Source organism: Bacillus sp. FSL R10-2201 (assembly GCF_038008665.1).
Taxonomy (GTDB): Bacteria; Bacillota; Bacilli; order Bacillales; family Bacillaceae_G; genus Bacillus_A; species Bacillus_A mycoides.
In genome coordinates this window covers 159220-179612 of sequence record NZ_JBBOZP010000001.1, presented here as the reverse complement: position 1 = coordinate 179612, position 20393 = coordinate 159220, and the positions used below count along the sequence as shown (strand labels likewise).

Annotated in this window: 16 protein-coding genes, 1 pseudogene and 1 riboswitch; of the genes and pseudogenes, 5 read left to right on the top strand and 12 right to left on the bottom strand. The window is 36.4% G+C overall.

From position 1 onward, the window contains the following. Positions 1–183: 183 nt before the first annotated feature. From NSQ69_RS01035 to NSQ69_RS01015, 5 genes are all read right to left on the bottom strand, one after another. A complete protein-coding gene (locus NSQ69_RS01035) occupies positions 184–1443 on the bottom strand; it encodes a Bcr/CflA family multidrug efflux MFS transporter (protein WP_341098873.1) in 1260 nt (419 codons plus the stop codon). 117 nt (positions 1444–1560) lie between these two features. Further along, positions 1561–3279, bottom strand: a complete 1719-nt coding sequence (locus NSQ69_RS01030) for a DUF3981 domain-containing protein (RefSeq protein ID WP_002187530.1) — start codon at positions 3277–3279, stop codon at positions 1561–1563. Positions 3280–3369: 90 nt separating this feature from the next. Then, positions 3370–3903: an MFS transporter gene (locus NSQ69_RS01025; protein ID WP_002091456.1), complete on the bottom strand. Its 534-nt coding sequence runs from the start codon at positions 3901–3903 to the stop codon at positions 3370–3372. Next, positions 3900–5336 carry an FAD-binding oxidoreductase gene (locus NSQ69_RS01020; protein ID WP_002167147.1) on the bottom strand — a complete coding sequence of 479 codons (1437 nt, stop codon included), beginning with the start codon at positions 5334–5336 and terminating at the stop codon, positions 3900–3902. The genes NSQ69_RS01025 and NSQ69_RS01020 overlap by 4 nt, the downstream gene beginning before the upstream one ends. 112 nt (positions 5337–5448) lie before the next feature. After that, positions 5449–6213 (bottom strand): DUF6612 family protein, encoded by a 765-nt coding sequence (locus tag NSQ69_RS01015; RefSeq protein ID WP_002009840.1) that lies wholly within the window; start codon positions 6211–6213, stop codon positions 5449–5451. Positions 6214–6358: 145 nt separating this feature from the next. Here NSQ69_RS01015 and NSQ69_RS01010 point away from each other — a divergent pair, with 145 nt between their 5' ends. The 4 genes from NSQ69_RS01010 (at position 6359) to NSQ69_RS00995 (ending at position 10055) form a co-directional block, all read left to right on the top strand. After that, positions 6359–7267: an NAD(P)-dependent alcohol dehydrogenase gene (locus NSQ69_RS01010; protein ID WP_002124723.1), complete on the top strand. Its 909-nt coding sequence runs from the start codon at positions 6359–6361 to the stop codon at positions 7265–7267. Between the two features lie 80 nt (positions 7268–7347). Then, a riboswitch (SAM riboswitch) is annotated at positions 7348–7461 on the top strand. Between the two features lie 85 nt (positions 7462–7546). Further along, entirely contained in the window at positions 7547–8359 is an 813-nt protein-coding gene (locus NSQ69_RS01005) for a MetQ/NlpA family ABC transporter substrate-binding protein (protein WP_341098872.1), read from the top strand. A 12-nt stretch (positions 8360–8371) separates the two neighbouring features. Then, positions 8372–9412, top strand: a complete 1041-nt coding sequence (locus NSQ69_RS01000; RefSeq protein WP_341098870.1) for a methionine ABC transporter ATP-binding protein — start codon at positions 8372–8374, stop codon at positions 9410–9412. Further along, entirely contained in the window at positions 9387–10055 is a 669-nt protein-coding gene (locus NSQ69_RS00995) for a methionine ABC transporter permease (protein ID WP_002124718.1), read from the top strand. Before NSQ69_RS01000 ends, NSQ69_RS00995 begins: the two co-directional genes overlap by 26 nt. 48 nt (positions 10056–10103) lie before the next feature. Here NSQ69_RS00995 and NSQ69_RS00990 read toward each other — a convergent pair whose 3' ends face one another. Then, positions 10104–10880, bottom strand: coding sequence for an SDR family oxidoreductase (locus NSQ69_RS00990; RefSeq protein WP_341098869.1), 777 nt, complete (start codon positions 10878–10880; stop codon positions 10104–10106). 372 nt (positions 10881–11252) lie between these two features. On the opposite strand from NSQ69_RS00990, the gene NSQ69_RS00985 reads away from it, so the two are divergent. Next, the gene (locus tag NSQ69_RS00985) at positions 11253–11759 is read left to right on the top strand and encodes a DoxX family membrane protein (protein ID WP_000236347.1); all 507 of its coding nucleotides are present in this window, start codon (positions 11253–11255) and stop codon (positions 11757–11759) included. 181 nt (positions 11760–11940) lie between these two features. On the opposite strand, the gene NSQ69_RS00980 is transcribed toward NSQ69_RS00985, so the two are convergent. The 6 genes and pseudogenes from NSQ69_RS00980 to cdaA form a co-directional block, all read right to left on the bottom strand. Continuing rightward, on the bottom strand, positions 11941–13908 hold the full coding sequence (locus NSQ69_RS00980; RefSeq protein ID WP_063225670.1) for a S9 family peptidase: 1968 nt from the start codon (positions 13906–13908) through the stop codon (positions 11941–11943). Positions 13909–14325: 417 nt separating this feature from the next. Further along, a complete protein-coding gene (gene glmS, locus NSQ69_RS00970) occupies positions 14326–16128 on the bottom strand; it encodes a glutamine--fructose-6-phosphate transaminase (isomerizing) (protein ID WP_002091471.1) in 1803 nt (600 codons plus the stop codon). A 12-nt stretch (positions 16129–16140) separates the two neighbouring features. Further along, positions 16141–16326, bottom strand: a pseudogene (locus tag NSQ69_RS00965) (hypothetical protein). A 286-nt stretch (positions 16327–16612) separates the two neighbouring features. Continuing rightward, positions 16613–17959 carry a phosphoglucosamine mutase gene (glmM, locus tag NSQ69_RS00960; protein ID WP_002029377.1) on the bottom strand — a complete coding sequence of 449 codons (1347 nt, stop codon included), beginning with the start codon at positions 17957–17959 and terminating at the stop codon, positions 16613–16615. Next, positions 17952–19445 (bottom strand): CdaR family protein, encoded by a 1494-nt coding sequence (locus NSQ69_RS00955; protein ID WP_341098868.1) that lies wholly within the window; start codon positions 19443–19445, stop codon positions 17952–17954. Before NSQ69_RS00955 ends, glmM begins: the two co-directional genes overlap by 8 nt. Continuing rightward, the gene (gene cdaA / locus NSQ69_RS00950) at positions 19438–20259 is read right to left on the bottom strand and encodes a diadenylate cyclase CdaA (protein ID WP_002124707.1); all 822 of its coding nucleotides are present in this window, start codon (positions 20257–20259) and stop codon (positions 19438–19440) included. Before cdaA ends, NSQ69_RS00955 begins: the two co-directional genes overlap by 8 nt. Positions 20260–20393: the final 134 nt, after the last annotated feature.

Sequence of the window (20393 nt, the reverse complement as noted above, 5' to 3'; positions counted from 1 at the left end):
CCGAGAACACCTTACTTTTTACACTTAAGACGAGATCTTAATATACACACCAACATTTTTGTCACAGTATCGTCACTTTATGCAAATAACTTTTGCATCACCTTACAACACTGTATAAGTTATTTCAAAGAAATGAAAAAAGAGCTGATTCAACACATGTTTGAATCAGCTCTTTTTTATAAATTAAGCCTCTAAATTTTGTCTTTGTTGCAGTTCAAACTGCTTCTCACTTCTTCTGGCCATAAATAGATAACATAACACAGCACCAATTTCACAAAGCGCTATCACAACCCCCATCGGTAATGCGGTATTGCTTCCGCCAATACCTACTAATGGTGCAACAAGTGCTCCTGAAATGAACTGTAATAAACCTAGTAAAGCTGATGCTGTTCCTGCTGCTTGTTTTTGATTTCTCATCGCTAACGAGAAGCCGGTTGTTGATACAACCCCAACACTTGATACAACAAGAAATAGCGAGCATAAAACACCGATTAGCCCTATTCCTAATACGATTGTAAGTAGTAATGATAGACCGCCAACAGCCGCAATAATAATACCAGCAACAAATAAAGTTTTCTCATTAACTTTCCCTGCTAAACGGCCCGTAACCTGACTAGCAATAATAATACCGATACCGTTAATCGCAAAGAATAAGCTAAATTGCTGTGGTGATGCTCCGTATATGTTCTGCAACACAAACGGTGAACCAGAAATATAAGCAAACATTGCAGCTGTTACTAATCCTTGCGACAATGCATACCCCATAAATAAACGATCTTTCAGAAGCTTTCCGTATGTTGCAAGCGTTCCTGATAATCCACCTGTCTCTCTTTCTTCAGGAGGTAATGTTTCACGTAATACGAAAGTAGCTGATATTAGCATGAATACACTAATTGCTCCAAGAACGATAAAAACGCCGCGCCATGATGTGAACTGTAATAATTGCCCTCCAATAATTGGTGCCAAAATAGGCGCTGCTCCGTTTACTAACATAAGCAGTGAGAAAAACTTCGTCATTTCAGAACCTGAATACATATCACGTACCATTGCACGTGATATAACGATACCAGCAGATCCTGAAGCACCTTGTAAGAAACGTAAAAGCACTAAACTCCAAATCGATGGTGCAACAGCACAAAGTAAAGAAGAAGCAACATAAATAATAAGAGCGATAATAAGAGGTTTGCGTCTTCCGTAAATGTCACTAATTGAACCAATAAATAACTGCCCTACTGAAAGCCCAAGCAGACAAGCAGTTAATGTAAGCTGCGCGAGGGATGCACTCGTTTGTAAATCATCCGTTAACTTTGGTAAAGAAGGCAAATACATATCAATAGATAATGGCCCAATTGCCGTAAGTGTCCCTAATACAAGAATCATCCATAACCTGTTTGTCTTTACAGGTTTATATATTTCGTGATTAACTCCATTCACTTTTTCCATTCACCCTTTCATATAAATACTTAATCGTAACAATTATAGTTACAACAGGAATATACGTCAAGTATACCGTATTTTCCTGTTTAATAATGTAAAAAAAGCGATAGAATCTCTATCGCTTTACTTTTTCAAATTACTATTTGTAAATTTAGATACAGATGCCATCATTTCTCCTGTGTCTAAATATGTGATTTGAATTGGATCTCCTACTTCTGTAAACATTGCATATGGGAATTTCTTCGCCGGTACCATGAATACTTTTTGCTCGTTTTCTAATAGTACGTACACAATCGTATTTTCACCTGATTTTTCTTTATACACACGTTGTACAGTACCTTCTTTTTGCGCTTCTTTCCCATTTGAAGTCGGTCTAAATGAATCACCACTTCCGCTCAGCGCATTTTTATAATTCTCAAGTGCTTCTTTTTGCGTTGAACCTGTTGCAAACACTTTTGCATTAGAAGCATATATGACAGTATGAGCACGTACTAATCCTCCGTCATCAATAACAGGTACAATCCAAGAAGGTTTACCGTACACGTTATAAATAACCGGCATCGTTCCGTGCCATTTCTCTCTCTTAAAGGAATTATCCACTACTTCTGTAGCAGCCGAACCATCCATAATTCCCTTTACTTCTTTTCCATTATAGTAATACAACTTACCTGTACGCGCATCAATAAGCGAATAGCCTAGTGCAGAATCTACTCCTTCTTTCGGAGAGGTGAAATCAGTAAAATAATATAACGTTCCATCCTTACCGAAGATTGGTGTAACTCCTTCTTTCGTTCCCCACTCAGTCGGAATCTTCATATCCGTTTGTGAGAATTTTGTATTCCAAAATCCGTGAATATATTTACCAAAATACGTATTTAATGTAGATGCAGTCTCGTGATTTAATACGCCATCAACGAATTTAGGTGCCTTTCCTTTGTCGTATCTTTTCACTTCACCTGTTTGTGCGTCTACTACGACAACGCCTTCTACTTCAAACCCTGATCTTCCTGAAATAAACTCGCCGTATGTCATTGTATAATACGGTTTTCCTTTATCATCAACTTCAAATTTTGGTTTCCCTTTAAAAACTAAATCTGGCTCTGCTTTTCGAACGACACGTTCTAATTTATTACCGAAAAACATGCTTGGTACATACTTCATTTTATATCCAAGATGTAATTTCGCTTCCGCATCAGGATTTGTACCTGACATCGTTACGTAACCTGGAATTGTTTCCGCTTTACGTGCTTTAAAAAATCCTGAAACTTCTATCGGTGCTACATATAAAGCCTCACCATTTACCATTTGTGGCGTTAATTCCCCTAGCTCAAAATAAGCTACTTTCGGAATATCACCAAATACCTTTTTCATTTTATTTTCCGCTGTTTTAGGCGGAACTGTAAACGGTTGGTCATTTTCAGTAAATGGCTCTGAGATATCTTTCTCTACCTTCACGACCGAATCATATTTCTTTTGCGAGATTACTATATCGTGCAAATAACCAAAATAGCCGTAACTTGCGAGTAAAAGGAACATTAGAAGTCCTTTTAACGTACCTTCTAATTTCCCTACCTGCTCTTGTGAGAATAAAACAAGCCCAATTAAAATCGCTACTGCAACAGAATAATGAGTAAGAATAGAATCTGCTCGATCATCAATTAGCCAGAAATATTCATAGATTGCAATACCTATCCAAAATAAAACAGGAATAACTAAAATAGATGATTTCTTACCCTTTACAACTTTCTCATTTCCTCCTTTATCCACAGCGCGAATTTTATTACCGCTTCTAGTCCATGGAATCAAAAACAAAGTGAGAATAGCTAAAACTATAAATTTCATCAAAGGCAATGTCCCCTTTTCTTTTGTCTTCTCCATAAGTATAACAAATAAAGGGTAATCAGGTAAAAATGGGAATGGAAATACTTTTAATTACTTATCACCGCGGCTTAATACAAATCCACTAACTACATATAAAACTGAAGCAATGTAAAAAATAGTCCCTATCGTAAAGAAATCCACTAGGTAACCAGTTGCAATTATAGCTACTCCGCCCCCAATTGATGTCCATACATGGTATTTTCCAATTTCGTAACCAGCTTCCTTATGCGCTACCTTTCGTGCTAACGATGTCTTCTCCGTATTACGCTGCACAGCACCTAAAATACCCATTAAAATTTGGAGAATGTATACATGCCAAACTTCTGTTGCAATAGGGAAAAAAAGCATTAATATAGCCATGGACCATGCGTATATAATTAATAACTTTCTATCACCTACCCTATCAGAGATTCTTCCAACTAACGGATATACTAGAGCTGAAGTTAAGGCAAATAAGCCGTACGCCCAGCCAAATTGCGAGAAACTATTTCCTACATTTCGAAGCAATAGTATATAAAAAGGAAATACCATACTACCCGCCATCATAATAATGCTTTGTGAGGCTACAAATCTTCTATATGTCATTTGCTATACTCCTTATAAAATAAATTCACAAACCTTTCCTCTGGGTCTACTTCCTTCTTCTTCTGAAGGAATTCTTCTATGCGAGGATACGCTTTCTTTAGTTGCTCCTTTTCCGGATAAGAATAATACGGTAAATAATAACTTCCATTATGCTTTAACGTAACATCAATCATCTTTTGAATGACCACTTTTGTTTTCTTTATTTCATCTTCAGAACGCCCTTGATTAATTAGAAGCACAAGCGCAAACATATCATCTTTCGCATAAGATAGCACCGCATTCTCATTCTTTTCTACATAGCGGATTGTAATGTTAAGAAGGTTTAATTCCTCTTCATTTAAAACGCTTCGCAAATCATCTATATACGCTGCAAAACCATCTATCGGTACAAAGTACTCTTGTAAAACTTCGGTCAAGTTTGGATTATCGTATTCCATAAAAGTACTATCAGATCTCATTACGTTATTTCGCGTTTCGTACTTACCATCTGTACGTTCAAAATAACTTCTTTGTATGTCCCAAAATGCGCCCTTTCCCCAGTCACTATAACGTGATAACCCGAGCAAAAATTTCGGCGCAGCTATAATATTTTCTTCTTTTAATTTGCTGTACTCTTTCAACTTCTGTTGATCTTCTGCCAGTACATAATCTGTCACATACATCTCTTTTAAAAATGAATTTGGGGCAACAGAAATACGTGCTAAATGCATACGTATATTCTCATCCCTTCGCACTTTATTCTTAAAGTATGAAGAGTATTCTTTATAATCTAGTACTTTCGTATGCGTTTCATACAATTCATCGTTTGTTAACTGTAGCGTCACATCTAAAATCACACCAAATAATCCATATCCCCCAATTACATACGGAAACAAGTCAGCATTTTCTTCTCTATTTACATTACGCACCGTACCATCTGCCATTAACAATCTGAACGACTCTACTGTATCAATCAATGCTTCATGACGAATATCACGCCCATGTACATTTACACTTAATGAACCACCAACAGTAAAAATATTTTGAGATTGCATCACTTGAACTGCAAGACCATATGGATTGATTTTCTTTTGAATGTCATTCCATGTGACACCGCTTTGCACCCTAATCCTCTTCTTCTCCGGATCGAATTCTAATATTTCATTATATCCTTTCATATCAAGCATCGTACCGTTCGGATAATACGTCTGTCCGCCTTGGCTATGTTGCATACCTGCAATAGAAATCTTCTCTCCAGAAACATTTGCATCTTGCACTAACTGTTTTAATGAACGTTCATCCTCAGCATTTTCAACACGTTTAATTTTCGTTGGAAGCAACTTTCCTACATCGCTCATAATAGGATGTTCTAGTTGCTCTTTATATGTATTTATAGATGTCGCAAGCAACACTGTATAAGCTACAATGACCACCGCTATCTTTCTTTTTTTCAAATGACACTCTCCTCTTCCACAGTTTTCCCTCTTCATATTGTACCTATTTTCCTAAGAAGAAAGTATAAAAAAGAGAGGACACCTTATTTTAGGTCCCCCCTGATCAAAACTGTTACTTTGCTGCCGGCAATTGTATTGGGTCAAACTTTTCGTACGACGTATATTTTGCATTCGTAATAATGTGTGCCTTATCCTTACCATTACTACTCATAATCATATCTATCTTCGCTGATTCATATTTAAAATCTTTTGTAATGATATATTCTGCATCCACTTCTTCTATCTTCGCATTTTGTGCTTGTAACATTTTCTTCTGCGTTTCATCCATGCTAGTTAACATACTTTCTGTTTCTTGCCCTTTTAATGTAAATTTCAGTTTATATTTATCTCCGCTTTTCTCCATCTTCATTTTATCTAAAACTACTGCTGGTACTTCTAAATTATCTATAATATCTTGAGTCGCTTTCATTCCACCAGCGTTTAATTGCTCCTCTGGTACGGTTATAACTTCTCCTGTATTAGGGTTTTTCACCTCACCAGCAACTTTACCATCCACAGTATACACTACAACATCTGTACCAGAAATATTCATTTCAGAACGAGAATTCTTTGTCTTTGGCTCTAATTGCATCTTAGCCTTTAATATATCCATCTCTGTTCCCTCAGCTTTTAACCCTACATCATATGTCATCGTTACATTTTCTTCATTTTTAAAAGCTTCGTTCGTTTTCTTGAAAACATCCTTCGCTTCTAATTCCTTTTCTTTTTGCATGGCTTCTTTTTTCGGTTCATCAGTCTTTGTTGTTTTCTCATTGCTACACCCTACCCCTAGACTGATTGCAAGCACTAAACTTGAAATAATAATAGTTTTTTTCATAATATCGCCCCCTTTCCCAAAATAATATCACCTCTTTTCCTACGAAATCTATATAATTTTTAATCTTTATTCGCTATATAGCGACATGTTTAATGAAGGTTTTAAATATGATGTAAATAACAACAACTCATTTCAGGAGGTCATTATGAAGGCGATCATTTGCACACAGTATGGACCACCTAACGTTCTTCAGCTTCAAAATATAGAGAAACCTACACCTAAAAAGAACGAAGTATTAATTAAAATTCACGCAACAAGTGTAACGACTGGAGATTGTAGAATACGCGGCTTTAATAGCCCCCTCTTATTTTGGATTCCTATGAGGATCATATTAGGTTTCAGAAAACCGAGAAAACCTGTACTCGGCGTAGAGTTATCCGGTGAAATCGAAGAAGTAGGAACAGATGTAACTCAATTTAAAAAAGGTGATCCAATTTTTGCATTAACAGAACTAAACCTCGGTGGTTATGCCGAGTACACATGCGTACATGAAAGTGGATTAATAACATTAAAACCTACCAATGTGACGTATGAAGAAGCGGCAGTTATTCCTTTTGGCGGAACTTCAGCATTACATTTCCTGAGAAAGGGCCGTATAAAAAAAGGGCAACAAGTGCTCATATATGGTGCCTCCGGATCAGTAGGAACAGCTGCTGTACAACTTGCTAAATATTTCGGCGCGACCGTTACGGCTGTTTGTAGTAATTCAAATTTTGAACTCGTGCAATCTTTAGGAGCTGATAAAGTAATTGATTATACGAAAGAAGATTTTACTAAGCAAGGCAAATGCTACGATATTATATTTGATGCAGTTGGGAAGTATAAAAAATCCCTTTGTACAAATACATTAACACCCAATGGAAAATATGTATCTGTTAATGGAATGATGGCCAAGGTAAGTAAAGAGGATATGATTCTATTAAAAAAACTAGTCGAAACGGAAAAACTAAAGCCCGTTATTGATAGAACTTACCGATTAGAAGAAATTGCTGAAGCTCACATGTATGTGGAAAAGGGACATAAAAAAGGGAATGTTTCAATTATCCTAAAATAAAATATATTCAGAAAATAATATTGACAATTCTTTTTGTAAGATTTACTATTAGTACCATATTAAAAAACTACATACACATACTCTTATCAAGAGTGGCGGAGGGACTGGCCCGATGATGCCCGGCAACCGAGCTTATAACGTATAAGCTAAGGTGCTAATTCCTGCAGAACGATTTTCGTTTTGGAAGATAAGAGAGGAACCTATTTTGTCTATTCGGCACCTCTCTTATTTTTGAGAGGTGCTTTTTATTTTGGAACGTATATTAAGGGGGAATTATAGATGAAAAAGGTGTCATTAAGTATTGTAAGTGGAGCGATATTATTGTTAGGTGCATGTGGTGCTAATTCTGATAAAGAGGTAAAAGCATTAGATGAGAAAAAGATTACTGTCGGCGTAACGGGTGGACCGCATGAACAAATTTTTGAAAAGGTAAAAGAAGTGGCAGCAAAAGATGGTCTCGAAATTGATGTAAAGGTATTTAATGATTATGTAGCGCCAAACGTATCTTTAGATGAAAAAAGCCTCGATGTAAATAGCTATCAAACTAAATCTTATTTAGACGTATTTAAAGCTGAACGCAACATGAAATTAACTGAAGTATTTTCCACAGTAACATTCCCTATGGGTGTATATTCTAAAAGCTTAAAAGATGTAAAAGAATTAAAAGAGGGCGATGCAATCGCTGTCCCAAATGATCCAACAAATGAGCTTCGTGCTTTAAAGCTATTTGAAAAAGCAGGTGTTTTAAAGGTTGATCCAAAAGCTACAGAAAAAGCGACTGCAAAAGATGTAATTGAAAACCCGAAAAATTTAAAGATTGTTGAATTAGAGGCATCTCAATTACCAACACAGCTAAGTGAAGTAAAGGCAGCTGCAATTAATACAAACTTTGCATTAGGTGCAAAATTAAGCCCAGCGAAAGATTCTATTTTCCGCGAAGGAAAAGATTCACCATATGTGAATTGGGTCGTTGTTCGTACTGAAAATAAAGATGATGCTGTTGTTAATAAATTAAAAAAAGCTTATCAATCTAAAGAAGTAAAAGATTTCATTGAGAAAAAATTCGATGGTTCTGTTTTACCGTCTTGGTAGGAGCTGACTATAATGATTGAATTAAAAAACGTCTCCAAAGTATTTACAACAAAAAAAGGGAATGTTGAGGCTCTTAAATCAACTTCCCTTAAAGTAAAAAAGGGCGAAGTATTTGGAATCATCGGATATAGTGGCGCTGGTAAAAGTACATTAATCCGTTGTGTAAATTTATTAGAAAAACCAACGACAGGAGATATCATTGTAAATGAACAAGAGTTAACAACCTTATCGACAAAAGAACTCCCAAAGGCGAGAAAAAAGATCGGCATGATTTTTCAAGGATTCAATTTACTTAAAACCGTTACCGTTTATGAAAATATCGCACTACCCTTACGTCTATCTGGTCTTCCCAAAAATGAAATTGAAAAAAGGGTAGAAAAGTATTTACGCATTGTTGATCTCTTTAATAAAAAAGATGCCTATCCAAGTGAATTATCTGGTGGTCAAAAACAACGTGTAGCGATCGCTCGCGCACTATCTCATGAGCCTGAAGTTTTATTAAGTGATGAAGCAACGAGCGCATTAGATCCGGAAACGACTGATTCTATTCTTGATTTATTATTAAAGATCAACGAAGAAATCGGAATTACGATTTTGCTAATTACACACGAAATGAATGTCATCCAGCGTATTTGTGACCAAGTTGCTGTAATGGAACATGGATCTGTCGTTGAAAGTGGAACAGTGAAGGACATTTTTACAAATCCACAACATGTAACAACGAAGAAATTTGTAAATAGCGCGTTTGCAGCTAAAATTCCAGAAGAGGTACAGAAAGAACTACAAAGCACCGGGGAAATCGTAACACTTTCATTTATAGGAACCGCTTCAGGAGAACCAGCGTTAGCTGTCGCTACAAAACGTTTCCACGTATATCCTAATATTTTATCAGGCAATATTACACAGTTAAAACATGAGGCATATGGAAAACTGATCGTTCATATGCAAGGTGAAAAAAGTGAAGTACACCGTGCCTTATCATTTTTACAAGAACAAGGGATCATCGTAGAAGGAGGTAGAACAGATTATGGGAAACAAGTCCTTTTTGGATGAGTGGGGTAACGTAATATGGGAAGCAACAATTCAAACATTTCAAATGACATCTATTTCACTACTTATCTCTATTCTTATTGCATTACCACTCGGTGTCACACTTGTTTTAACGAGACCTGGTGGACAGCGAGAAAATAAAATTATCTATCCTATTCTTAATACAGTTATTAATATCATTCGTTCTCTTCCGTTTATCATTCTATTATTCTTCATTTTACCTTTTACAAAGTTTCTAATGGGAACGTCCATTGGCGTGCAAGGTGTTATCGTACCACTTGTTGTCTTCACAGCCCCTTACATTGCCCGTTTAATGGAAACTGCTTTATTAGAAGTGGATCGCGGTGTCATTGAAGCATATCAAGCAATGGGAGTCTCTACTTTAAAAATCATTTGGCACGTTATGGTTAAAGAAGCTCGCCCGTCTCTCGTACTTGGATTAACAATCGCAACGATCGGCTTAATCGGTGCAACAGCAATGGCTGGACTTGTCGGTGCTGGCGGCCTTGGTGATTTAGCATATCGATTCGGACATTTACGCTACGAACCTGAAGTAATGTATGCAACCGTCTTTATTTTGATTATCCTCGTTCAAGGATTACAGTCTTTAGGGAATGGTGTTGCACGAAGATTGAAGAAAGATTAAAAAGAAGGTATCTCATTGAAATGAGATACCTTCTTTTTAATTATAAAATTATCTCTTAAATCCACCTTCTGAATGAATAACTTGCCCTGTAATCCATTCGGCTTCTTCGTTCACTAAAAACTTAATAAGCCTTGCTGCATCCTTTGGCTCACCAATTCTGCCGAAAGGAAACATCGGTCTTAATCCTTGCTTTATCTCCTCAGTCATCCATCCTGTACTAGTTGGACCTGGATTAATTGCATTCACTGTTATCCCTAAATGGGCCACTTCCGCTGACAACGTACTAGTAAGAGCGTCAATTGCTCCCTTCGTTGTTGCATACGCTAATTCTCCTGCCATAGGTCCTTTAAATTGTCCCGACGTCATATTCACAATTCTACCACCAGATTTCTTATCAAAACCTTGGGCAAATTGACTACTTAACAATGTAGTCGCACGAACATTTACCATGTAGTGCTTATCTAGTTCTTCAGCAGTCAAATTAGAGAAATCATTATTTGTAGAATATGCTGCATTATTAATTAATATATGAGGGTACCCTAATTGTTCAGTAACTTTATTTATAAGCTGATTTGATGCATCATTCTGAGTTAGATCTAACTCCATGCTCGATACTTTGACACCGTTTTGTATCAACTTTTCTTTTAATTGTATTTGTTCATTTTTATCAACGCCCCAAGGCATCTCTTTATCGTATTCTGTCCAATACGTAAAAAATATATCGTATCCAGCCTCTGCTAACTCCGTGCAAATAGCTGCTCCTATACCGTCTAGACGACTTACACCTGTAACAACTGCTACTTTATTTTTTAATTGATTCATCATATACTCCTCCAAAGTTAAAGGACGCATATTTTATATAAGAGATATAAATTTCCCCACATAGGCATCTATCCTTACAAAAGGGATGTACAAAACAAATATGCATTCCTTGAATGATTTATAGGTAGCTAAATAAACCCTCACTTACGAGAGAAAAATTCATCTATCTAATTTCTAATCATTACAAGTTCATCCACATATCTATTTTGCCTCCTTTTGATATATCTCCATTATTAGTCTACCAAAATAAATGAAATGTTACAAAAAATAAAACAATTACTCCTAACCTATTTTTGTTCACATTTCCTCCATTGTGAATTTATTCACAATGGATATATAATAAACATGTAAATACAATACATTGGAGGGATTTCAATGGTTATCAATTTTTTAAGAACTGATAAACGCGCTACTTTCATATTATTATTTTTACGACTTTACATAGGATATGCATGGCTTGCTGCTGGAATAGGAAAAGTTTTTGGACAATCTTTTGACGCAAGTGGTTTTCTAAAAGGAGCTATCGCTCAAGCATCAGGTGACCACCCTGCAGTACAAGGTTGGTGGGCAGATTTTCTTCAACATTTTGTTCTTCCAAACGCAGACCTATTTAGCTTTTTAGTTCAATGGGGAGAAATTTTAGTAGGGCTAGGTTTGATTTTAGGTGGATTAACAAAAACAGCTGCATTTTTCGGCATCATAATGAACCTTTCATTTTTATTAAGCGGAACTGTTAGTGTAAACCCAAACCTGCTTATTTTAACTATGTTCATTTTAGTTGCAGGACAGAATGCTGGACGTATTGGATTAGATGGTTATGTTTTCCCAAAACTTTTCAAAAAAAATAACCGTGAAGCATATAAATTAAGTAAAACTGCATAAGAATAGTTCATCTTTTAAATATAAATAAGGAAAGAGCCTACATTCAGGCTCTTTTCTCATTTACACCAAAACATTTCACAGTTTGCCTTATCCGCAATGTTAAACTCAATCATATATAACCGAATAAATGTGTACGACTTTATTTCAAGCACCTAAAAAGCTTAAAGACTAAAACAAGCCATTATAAAACCCTAAATTCTTTCATACTTTCTCCAAGAATATAGTGTGAAAACCACATCAAATTCTGCTTCATAATAGCCACATTAATTCCTGGCTGGTCAGAACTATATGCCATTCCTTTAAAAATAATTAATTCTGTATTAACTTCCATATCCCTTAACCCTTGATATAGCTCATATGCATTGGAAGTTGGAATCCTTGCATCCTTTTCGCCATGTTGGATTAAGGTAGGCGTACAGGCTGATTTAATATATGTCATTGGCGATGTTTTTGTATATATATCTGGATCATTCCATGGAGTATTTCCTAAATGCATTCTAATAAAGTAAGGGATATCTGTATTTACATAATGGGTACTCCAGTTAGTAATTCCGCCCCCAACTGAAATAGCTTTAAATTTATTACTAAACGTAGAACAGAAGGCTGATATATATCCTCCGTTACTCCATCCCATAACTCCTACTCTATCTTTATCTACAATCCCTTGCTCAACTAGTTCATCCACTCCAGATATAACATCCTCGTAGTCAGCAATTCCCTGTTTTCTATAGTTGGCTTTTAAGAACTCATTACCATAGCCAGAACTTCCTCTATAGTTTGGCTCTAAAACTATAAAGCCTTTTTCGATAAACTGCTCAATCGGATATTTCTCATTAAAACAGTCTGAGAATATCGGAAAAGATGCCCAAGCTGGTCCACCATGGATTACTACTAATAAAGGATATTTTTTGTTGGCATCAAAATCTACTGGGGTTGATAAAACACCCTCTATTTCAAGACCATCACTACTTTGCCATGAGATTATTTCCCTGTTACTTTTCAGCTTCCCTTTAAAAAAGCTATTTTCATCCGTTATTTTTTTATCGTCTAAATAGATTTCAAAGGTTTCATTTGTTATAGCCTTACTATAGGATATATGATTTCCATCCCTTGTTATAGAAGCATCCATTATAAAGCCATCTACTTTGTCACCTAACATTTCCACAGTGCCATCCTCACATAGCAATCCAATACGATAGTTAGTTTTATCCTGCCATCTAATTAAAATCCCCTTATCTGTCCACTGTAATGGCATAACCGTACTATCAAAATTTGTTAGAGGCTGAATTACCTCTCCAGTATTCATATCATATATCTCTAATGTACTTTCTTGTATATGGTTTCTATAGTAATCCTTCTCTCTTATGCTTGCTGAGTAACATATTTTGCTGCCCTCAGGAGAAAAGCAAACGCTCCCGCCCAACAACTTATCTACATTCATCTTTTGTAGTTCCTCAGCTTCAACATCTAATATGTATAGATCACCATTCATATGATCGTTTAGGCTTGGTGTAGCCATAAATACAACCTTTGTCCCATCATTTGAAATATCAAAGTTATGTATATAAAAATCCTTACCATCCGTTAGTTGATAAACACCGCTAATCTCACGTTCCTCTTTATCATTTTGTATCCCTTTTTCTATTTCAATGTAATATAAACAATTATTCCGATGTTCCTTACCTGCATGTTGGAAGTCCCCATATAGCTCTTTACGTTTCTTTATTTCCTCACATTCTTTTGACTGTGCAACATAATAAAAACCTTTACCAGTAGGCTCCCATTTGAATGTACTGACCCCTTCTTTCTCATCAGTAATTTGTAACTCACTATAACCATCTATTGACTTAACAAAGATTTGATTTTTCTTATTATCTCCGTCACCAACTGGGCTAAGGTATGCGATATCCCTAGAATCTGGGGACCATAATGGGTGTATACTATCTATATCCCCAGTTGTTAATAGGTAACTCTGCTCCTTATCTTTTTCATATATCCATATATGATTCCTATATGTATTGTCTTTCCAGTTAGCTGTCTTCTTAACAAATGCTACGCCTTTGTCGTCATCACTTATATTTGCACCTGATAAGGTTGGTAATGAAATAATCTCTTCTATACTTAAATATGTTTTTTCTTTCACCTTCATTAATAAACCCCCTTGTAATGTCTAGTAATCTAATTTGTTCAATAAAGTGAAACTTTAATCAGTGTTTTTTTCCATCAACGAATATCTGAAATAACAACAGAAAATTCAGTTAAATAAAAGTAGTTCCGTCCCAAATCCGATAAAACCTCATGCTATCTGCCGGTTTTTATACTTTTTAAATCCCACTGACCGATCTAATGAGGGATCATCTTGAATTTCAAGACAAGGCTGATAATCTCTCCCACTGCCAGTTCCTTGCCCCTCTTTAATCCACTTATCGATTTTAGATGTTCTTTTTTTCGACACAAAAATGCCCCTTTAGATAATCATATCCAAAGGGGCAAAGCTTCACAACTTTTTTATAAACGTCGTGACTTTATTTTAAATTTACAATAATCTAGTTACTCTACCAATCTCCTACTCAACAGTAACAGACTTAGCTAAGTTACGTGGCTTATCAACGTCACATTCGCGGTGAAGCGCTGCGTAGTATGAGATAAGTTGGAATGGAATAACTGCTACTAGCGGTGCTAGTGCTTCGTGTACAGCTGGTAATACGAAGCTGTCACCTTCCATTTCTAAGCCTTTCATTGAGATGATACATGGGTTAGCTCCGCGTGCTACTACTTCTTTCACGTTACCACGAATTCCAAGGTTTACGTGCTCTTGTGTAGCAAGTGCGATAACTGGTGTACCGTTTTCGATTAAGGCAATTGTACCGTGTTTTAATTCTCCTCCAGCAAATCCTTCTGCTTGGATGTAAGAGATTTCTTTTAGTTTTAACGCACCTTCTAAACCTACGAAGAAGTCTACGCTACGTCCGATGAAGAAGCAGTTACGCGTTGTTGCTAAAAATTGTTTTGCTAATGCGTCCATTTCTTCTTTTTGATCACAAAGTACTACCATTGCATTTGCTACAAGTCCTAATTCATGTGTTAAATCGAAATCAAGAACCTCACCTTTTGCTTTTGCAATGTCAGCCGCTAAGATTGAAAGTACTGCAAGCTGTGCTGTGTATGCTTTCGTCGATGCAACTGCGATTTCTGGTCCTGCATATAAAGGAAGTGTATAATCAGCTTCACGAGAAAGCGTAGAACCAGGTACGTTTGTAATTGTTAATGCTTTATGACCCATTTCATTTGTTTGCACAAGTACTGCACGGCTATCAGCTGTTTCACCACTTTGTGAAATATAAATGAAGAATGGTCTTTCTGTTAATAATGGCATGTTGTAAGAGAATTCACTTGCTACATGTACTTCAACTGGTACTTTCGCAAATTTCTCAATGAATTGCTTTCCAACAAGACCTGCATGATAACTTGTTCCACATGCAATGATGTAAATGCGATCGCTATCTAAAATTGCGTTACGGATATCTTGATCTAATTCAATTTCGCCATTTTCATCTTGGTACTTTTGAATAATATTACGGATTACAAGTGGTTGCTCGTCGATTTCTTTTAGCATGAAATGAGGATACGTTCCTTTTTCAATATCACTTGCGTCTAATTCCGCTGTAAACGGTGCACGTTCAATCGTTTCACCTTGTAAGTTTTTAATTGTAATGCTTTCTTTTGTTACGATTACCATTTCTTTATCCATTAACTCGATAAATTGATCTGTAACTTGCAACATCGCCATAGCGTCGCTTGCAATAACATTAAAGTTATCACCAGCACCTACTAATAGCGGGCTTTTGTTTTTAGCAACATAAATCATGTTTGGATTTTCAGCATCAAGTAGTCCGATTGCGTAAGAACCATGTAAAAGAGATAACGTTTGACGGAACGCGTCTTCTACACTTAGTCCTGTACTTACTTGTTGTTCCATAAGTTGCACGATAATTTCTGTATCTGTTTCACTTACGAACGTTACATCTTGTAAATATTCCTTTTTCACTAACTCATAGTTTTCAATTACACCGTTATGAACTAGTGTAAAGCGTTTTGATGTACTTTGATGCGGATGCGCGTTTAGTTTGCTTGGAACACCGTGTGTAGCCCAGCGTGTGTGACCGATTCCCACGCTTGCTGCTACGTTCTCTTCTACGACTTCGCGAAGTTTTGCAATACGGCCTTTTTCTTTGTATACAACAACACCGTTCTCTGCTTGTACTGCAATACCTGCTGAATCATATCCGCGATATTCTAGCTTTTCTAAACCTTTTAATAAAATTTCCTTTGCATCTTGCTCTCCAATAAATCCTACGATTCCACACATGTTTAGTCGCCGTTACAAATGCTTACACTGCTCTGCGAACATGTAACGACATAGTCCGATACCATTTTTATTTATACTAAAAAACGGATTACATATTGCTAGCCCTGTAAGCTTGTAACGGCTTTCACCTTCCTCTCGATTGGGTTAAAGTCCGTATATACTTATACAGCTAGTATTCATCCGTTCCTCTTCTCTCATCACACTTTCACCTTTGTCCACTAAGTCACCTTAATGTTTTAAGTAAAAGATTGCGGTTGTGATGAACAACCGGGAGTCATCCGCCGAAATCTCGATAAACTCCACCTCGTCAACTACACTACTTGTAGTTCTGGCGCTTTTATAATTTACAATATTTCCTTTGAGAAAAAGAACAAGACCATCGTATAACAAACAATATAAATCGTCAATGAAATTTTTTTCATTATCTATAAAACATATGAAAAAGGAGCACTTCTTGTGCTCCTTTTAAAACAAATTTGGTAAATTATTCAGCTCCAACTTCCGCTTTCACAACTTCTACAATACGATGTACATACCCATCACAAATTTCTTGTGTCGGTGCTTCTGCCATTACACGAATAAGTGGTTCTGTTCCAGATGGACGAACAAGAATACGACCGTCTCCGTTCATTTCTTCCTCTACAACACGAATAATTTCTTTAATTTTCTCGTTTTCTAATGCTAGTTTTTTATCTGTTACACGAACGTTTACTAGTAATTGTGGGAATTTTGTCATCTCGCCTGCAAGCTCAGATAATGGCTTTTTCGTCATTTTCATGATGTTTACAAGTTGAAGTGCACTTAACATTCCATCACCAGTTGTAATGTAATCAAGTAAGATAATATGACCTGATTGTTCTCCGCCCAGGTTATATCCACCACGTTTCATCTCTTCCATTACGTAGCGATCACCAACTGCTGTTTTATCACTTGTAATATTGTTTGCTTCAAGCGCTTTGTAGAAACCTAAGTTACTCATAACTGTTGAAACAACTGTATTATGTTTCAATTGACCAGTTTCTTTCATATACTTCGCGCAAATAAACATAATTTGATCGCCATCAACGATGTTTCCTTTTTCGTCTACTGCGATTAAACGGTCTCCGTCACCATCAAAAGCAAGACCAATGTCAGCACCTTTTTCTTTTACTAATTCAGCTAACACTTCTGGATGCGTAGAACCTACTCCAGCGTTAATATTCATACCGTTCGGTGAAGTTCCCATTGTTGAAATATCAGCTTCTAAATCTGCAAATAAATATGGAGCTAAAGAAGATGTAGCACCATGTGCACAATCTAAAGCAATATGTAACCCAGAGAAATCTTCCTCTACAGTTTGTTTAATGTATTGTAAATATTTTTGTCCACCTTCAAAGTAATCACTCACTTGTCCAAGGTTAGTACCTGTTGGACGTGGTAGCTCATCAACTTCTTTGTCTAATAACGCTTCAATTTCTGCTTCTTGCTCATCTGTTAATTTAAATCCATCTGAACCGAAGAACTTAATTCCATTATCTTGTACTGGGTTATGAGATGCAGAGATCATAACACCTGCTTGCGCCCCTAAAGCTTTTGTTAAATAAGCCACACCTGGTGTAGAAATAACACCAAGGCGCATTACTTCCGCTCCAGTTGATAATAGGCCTGCTACTAAAGCTCCTTCTAGCATATGTCCAGATACACGTGTATCACGGCCAATAATTACTTTTGGACGATCTGTATCTTTTGTTAATACATAGCCGCCAAAACGTCCTATTTTAAAAGCTAATTCAGGTGTTAATTCCTTATTTGCAACCCCGCGTACTCCGTCTGTACCAAAATATTTACCCATTATTATTCGCTCCTTTTTCGTGCTCTTTTTGATTATCTACTGTTGGTTCTTGGCTCGTTTCTTGGCCATTTTCTTTGTCTTTTTCTTTTTCTTTGTCTTTTTCTTTTTCTTTTTCCTGATCCTTTTCTGGATTAGGTTCAGGATTTTTTGGTTTTTCAGTTTGATTTTCTTGATTGTTTTTTGAATCTGGTTGTTCAATATTACCCTGTACTTCTTTATCCGGCTTTTCTTTCTTCACAATTGTGACTTTAGCACTTTTTTGTTTTGCTTCTATCGAAATATTACCAGGACCACTCACTTGAATAGAAACATCTGTCGTCCCCGGAGATACATTTTGCAGATTAATCGCCGCTGTTATTTGAGCAGCTGTTATTTTATCTACTATACTTGCTTCTCCTGAAATATCAACGCTTATCTTTCCATCTTGTGGCGAAAGTAGCTGCGCAGTAACATCATTCGGAATTCCACTTTTTTGAATCGGGATACCATCAATAGTTTTACTTTTCGTTTGTTTTACCTTTTGTACCCCTACGGAAACCTTCACTTGATTTGGTTTTGCACTTGTTACACCTTTTGGCAATAAAACAGAGGCATCGAATGTTGTAGAATCCGTCAATTGACTAAAATCTACCTCGACCCCCTCTATAGATTGTATATTATCCAAAATGTCTTTTGGACCTGCTATCGTTACTTCTCTCGGCTCAACGCTAATATTTGTAACAGTCAATCCTTCTGGCAAACTCCCCTTTTTCGTATACGTCACAGGAACAGTTTTTTCAGTATTATTGGCCGTAGCTTGCGTCGCCACATTCAATGTTACACTAATTTTAGATGGACTCGTTCTTACATTTAAACGTTTTCCTTCTTTATTGTATAATGTAACTTCGGCTGTTTTTGTAACAGTTTTATTAACACCTTTTAAATCAATATACGCCTTAGCAGATGAAATACTTTCGATTTCTTCTTTCGTCCCAACTACCTCAACAGTATCAGGTTTAATGTTTGATTTTTCGAGAGTAGCACCCGCTGGCATCTGATCCTCATTTGATAATTTTAAGTCTACATGAACATATTTTCTCGCTTTTTCATGAAGAGTAACTTTGATTGTTGCTGGTTGGACTGTTCCTTTCACATCATCTGGAAGCCCATTCGCTTTTAAAGAAACTTCATAAGTTCCTTTTTGACTATCTCGCAAATCAACTGATATATCAAATTGTTTTTTTGCTTTTGCTGTAGCAACTGCTGATTTTGGACCTTCCAACTTCACCTTAACTCCACCTGATGGAATACCACTTACAATATATTTCTCTTCATCATACTTCAGGGTAATAGGATAATCAGTTAATGTTTCTTTCGTTTCATTTACGAAAGGTAATATACTCGATGTCGTATTTTTTTCAGTTAAAGTTGCTGACATGAAAAGCATACACGCCAATAGTAATGAGATTCCTTTTAAAAACCAATGATTCTCCATTAACTTATCCATGACGCTTTCTCCTCCAATTCCATAAAGACGAAGAAGTCGTTTTTTCGTTCCCACTAAATTCTGCTAACAACATGTCCTTCAGCTGTTCTGTCTTCAAATCACGATGTAACTTACCGTTTTTCGTTAAAGAAATTTGGCCTGTTTCTTCCGACACAACTACTGTAATACTATCAGTGACTTCACTAACTCCCATTGCAGCGCGATGCCTAGTTCCTAACTCCTTAGAAATAAATGGGCTTTCTGATAACGGAAGGTAACATGCTGCTGCTTTAATTGTACTCCCCTGCATAATTACTGCTCCATCATGAAGAGGGGTATTAGGGATAAAAATATTAATGAGTAATTCCGATGATACATTTGCATTTAGCGGAATACCCGTTTCTACATAATCATCCATCCCAGTCTCTTTTGACAAAGTAATTAGTGCACCAATTCTACGTTTTCCCATATATTCCGTTGCTTTAGCTATCGCTGTTGCAACAATTTCAGGTTCATCTTCCCCCTGATTTCCCACACGCGAAAATAAGCTACCCCGTCCTAGCTGCTCAAGTGCTCTTCTCAATTCTGGCTGGAAGATAATAATAACGGCTAAAAATCCCCACGTTAATACTTGTTCCGTTAGCCAATATAGCGTATGCAATTCAAGTAAAATACTAATCATCCGGACGACAATAATAACTGTAATACCTTTTAAAAGTTGCACAGCCTTCGTGCCCCGAATTATAAGAATTAGCTTATATATAATAAACCATACAACAGCAATATCTAATGCCGTACTAAGATATTTCAAAATGGTCGTATCTTCAAAAGGCATGCTAACCCTTCCTCCTACTTACGAGCAATTCTATCCATATATTGAAATATTATTTTATGCTCTATCTGTATGTATTTCCAACAACTAGTTAATTATACCATACATGAACCAAACGACAATTACAAACGCCCCCC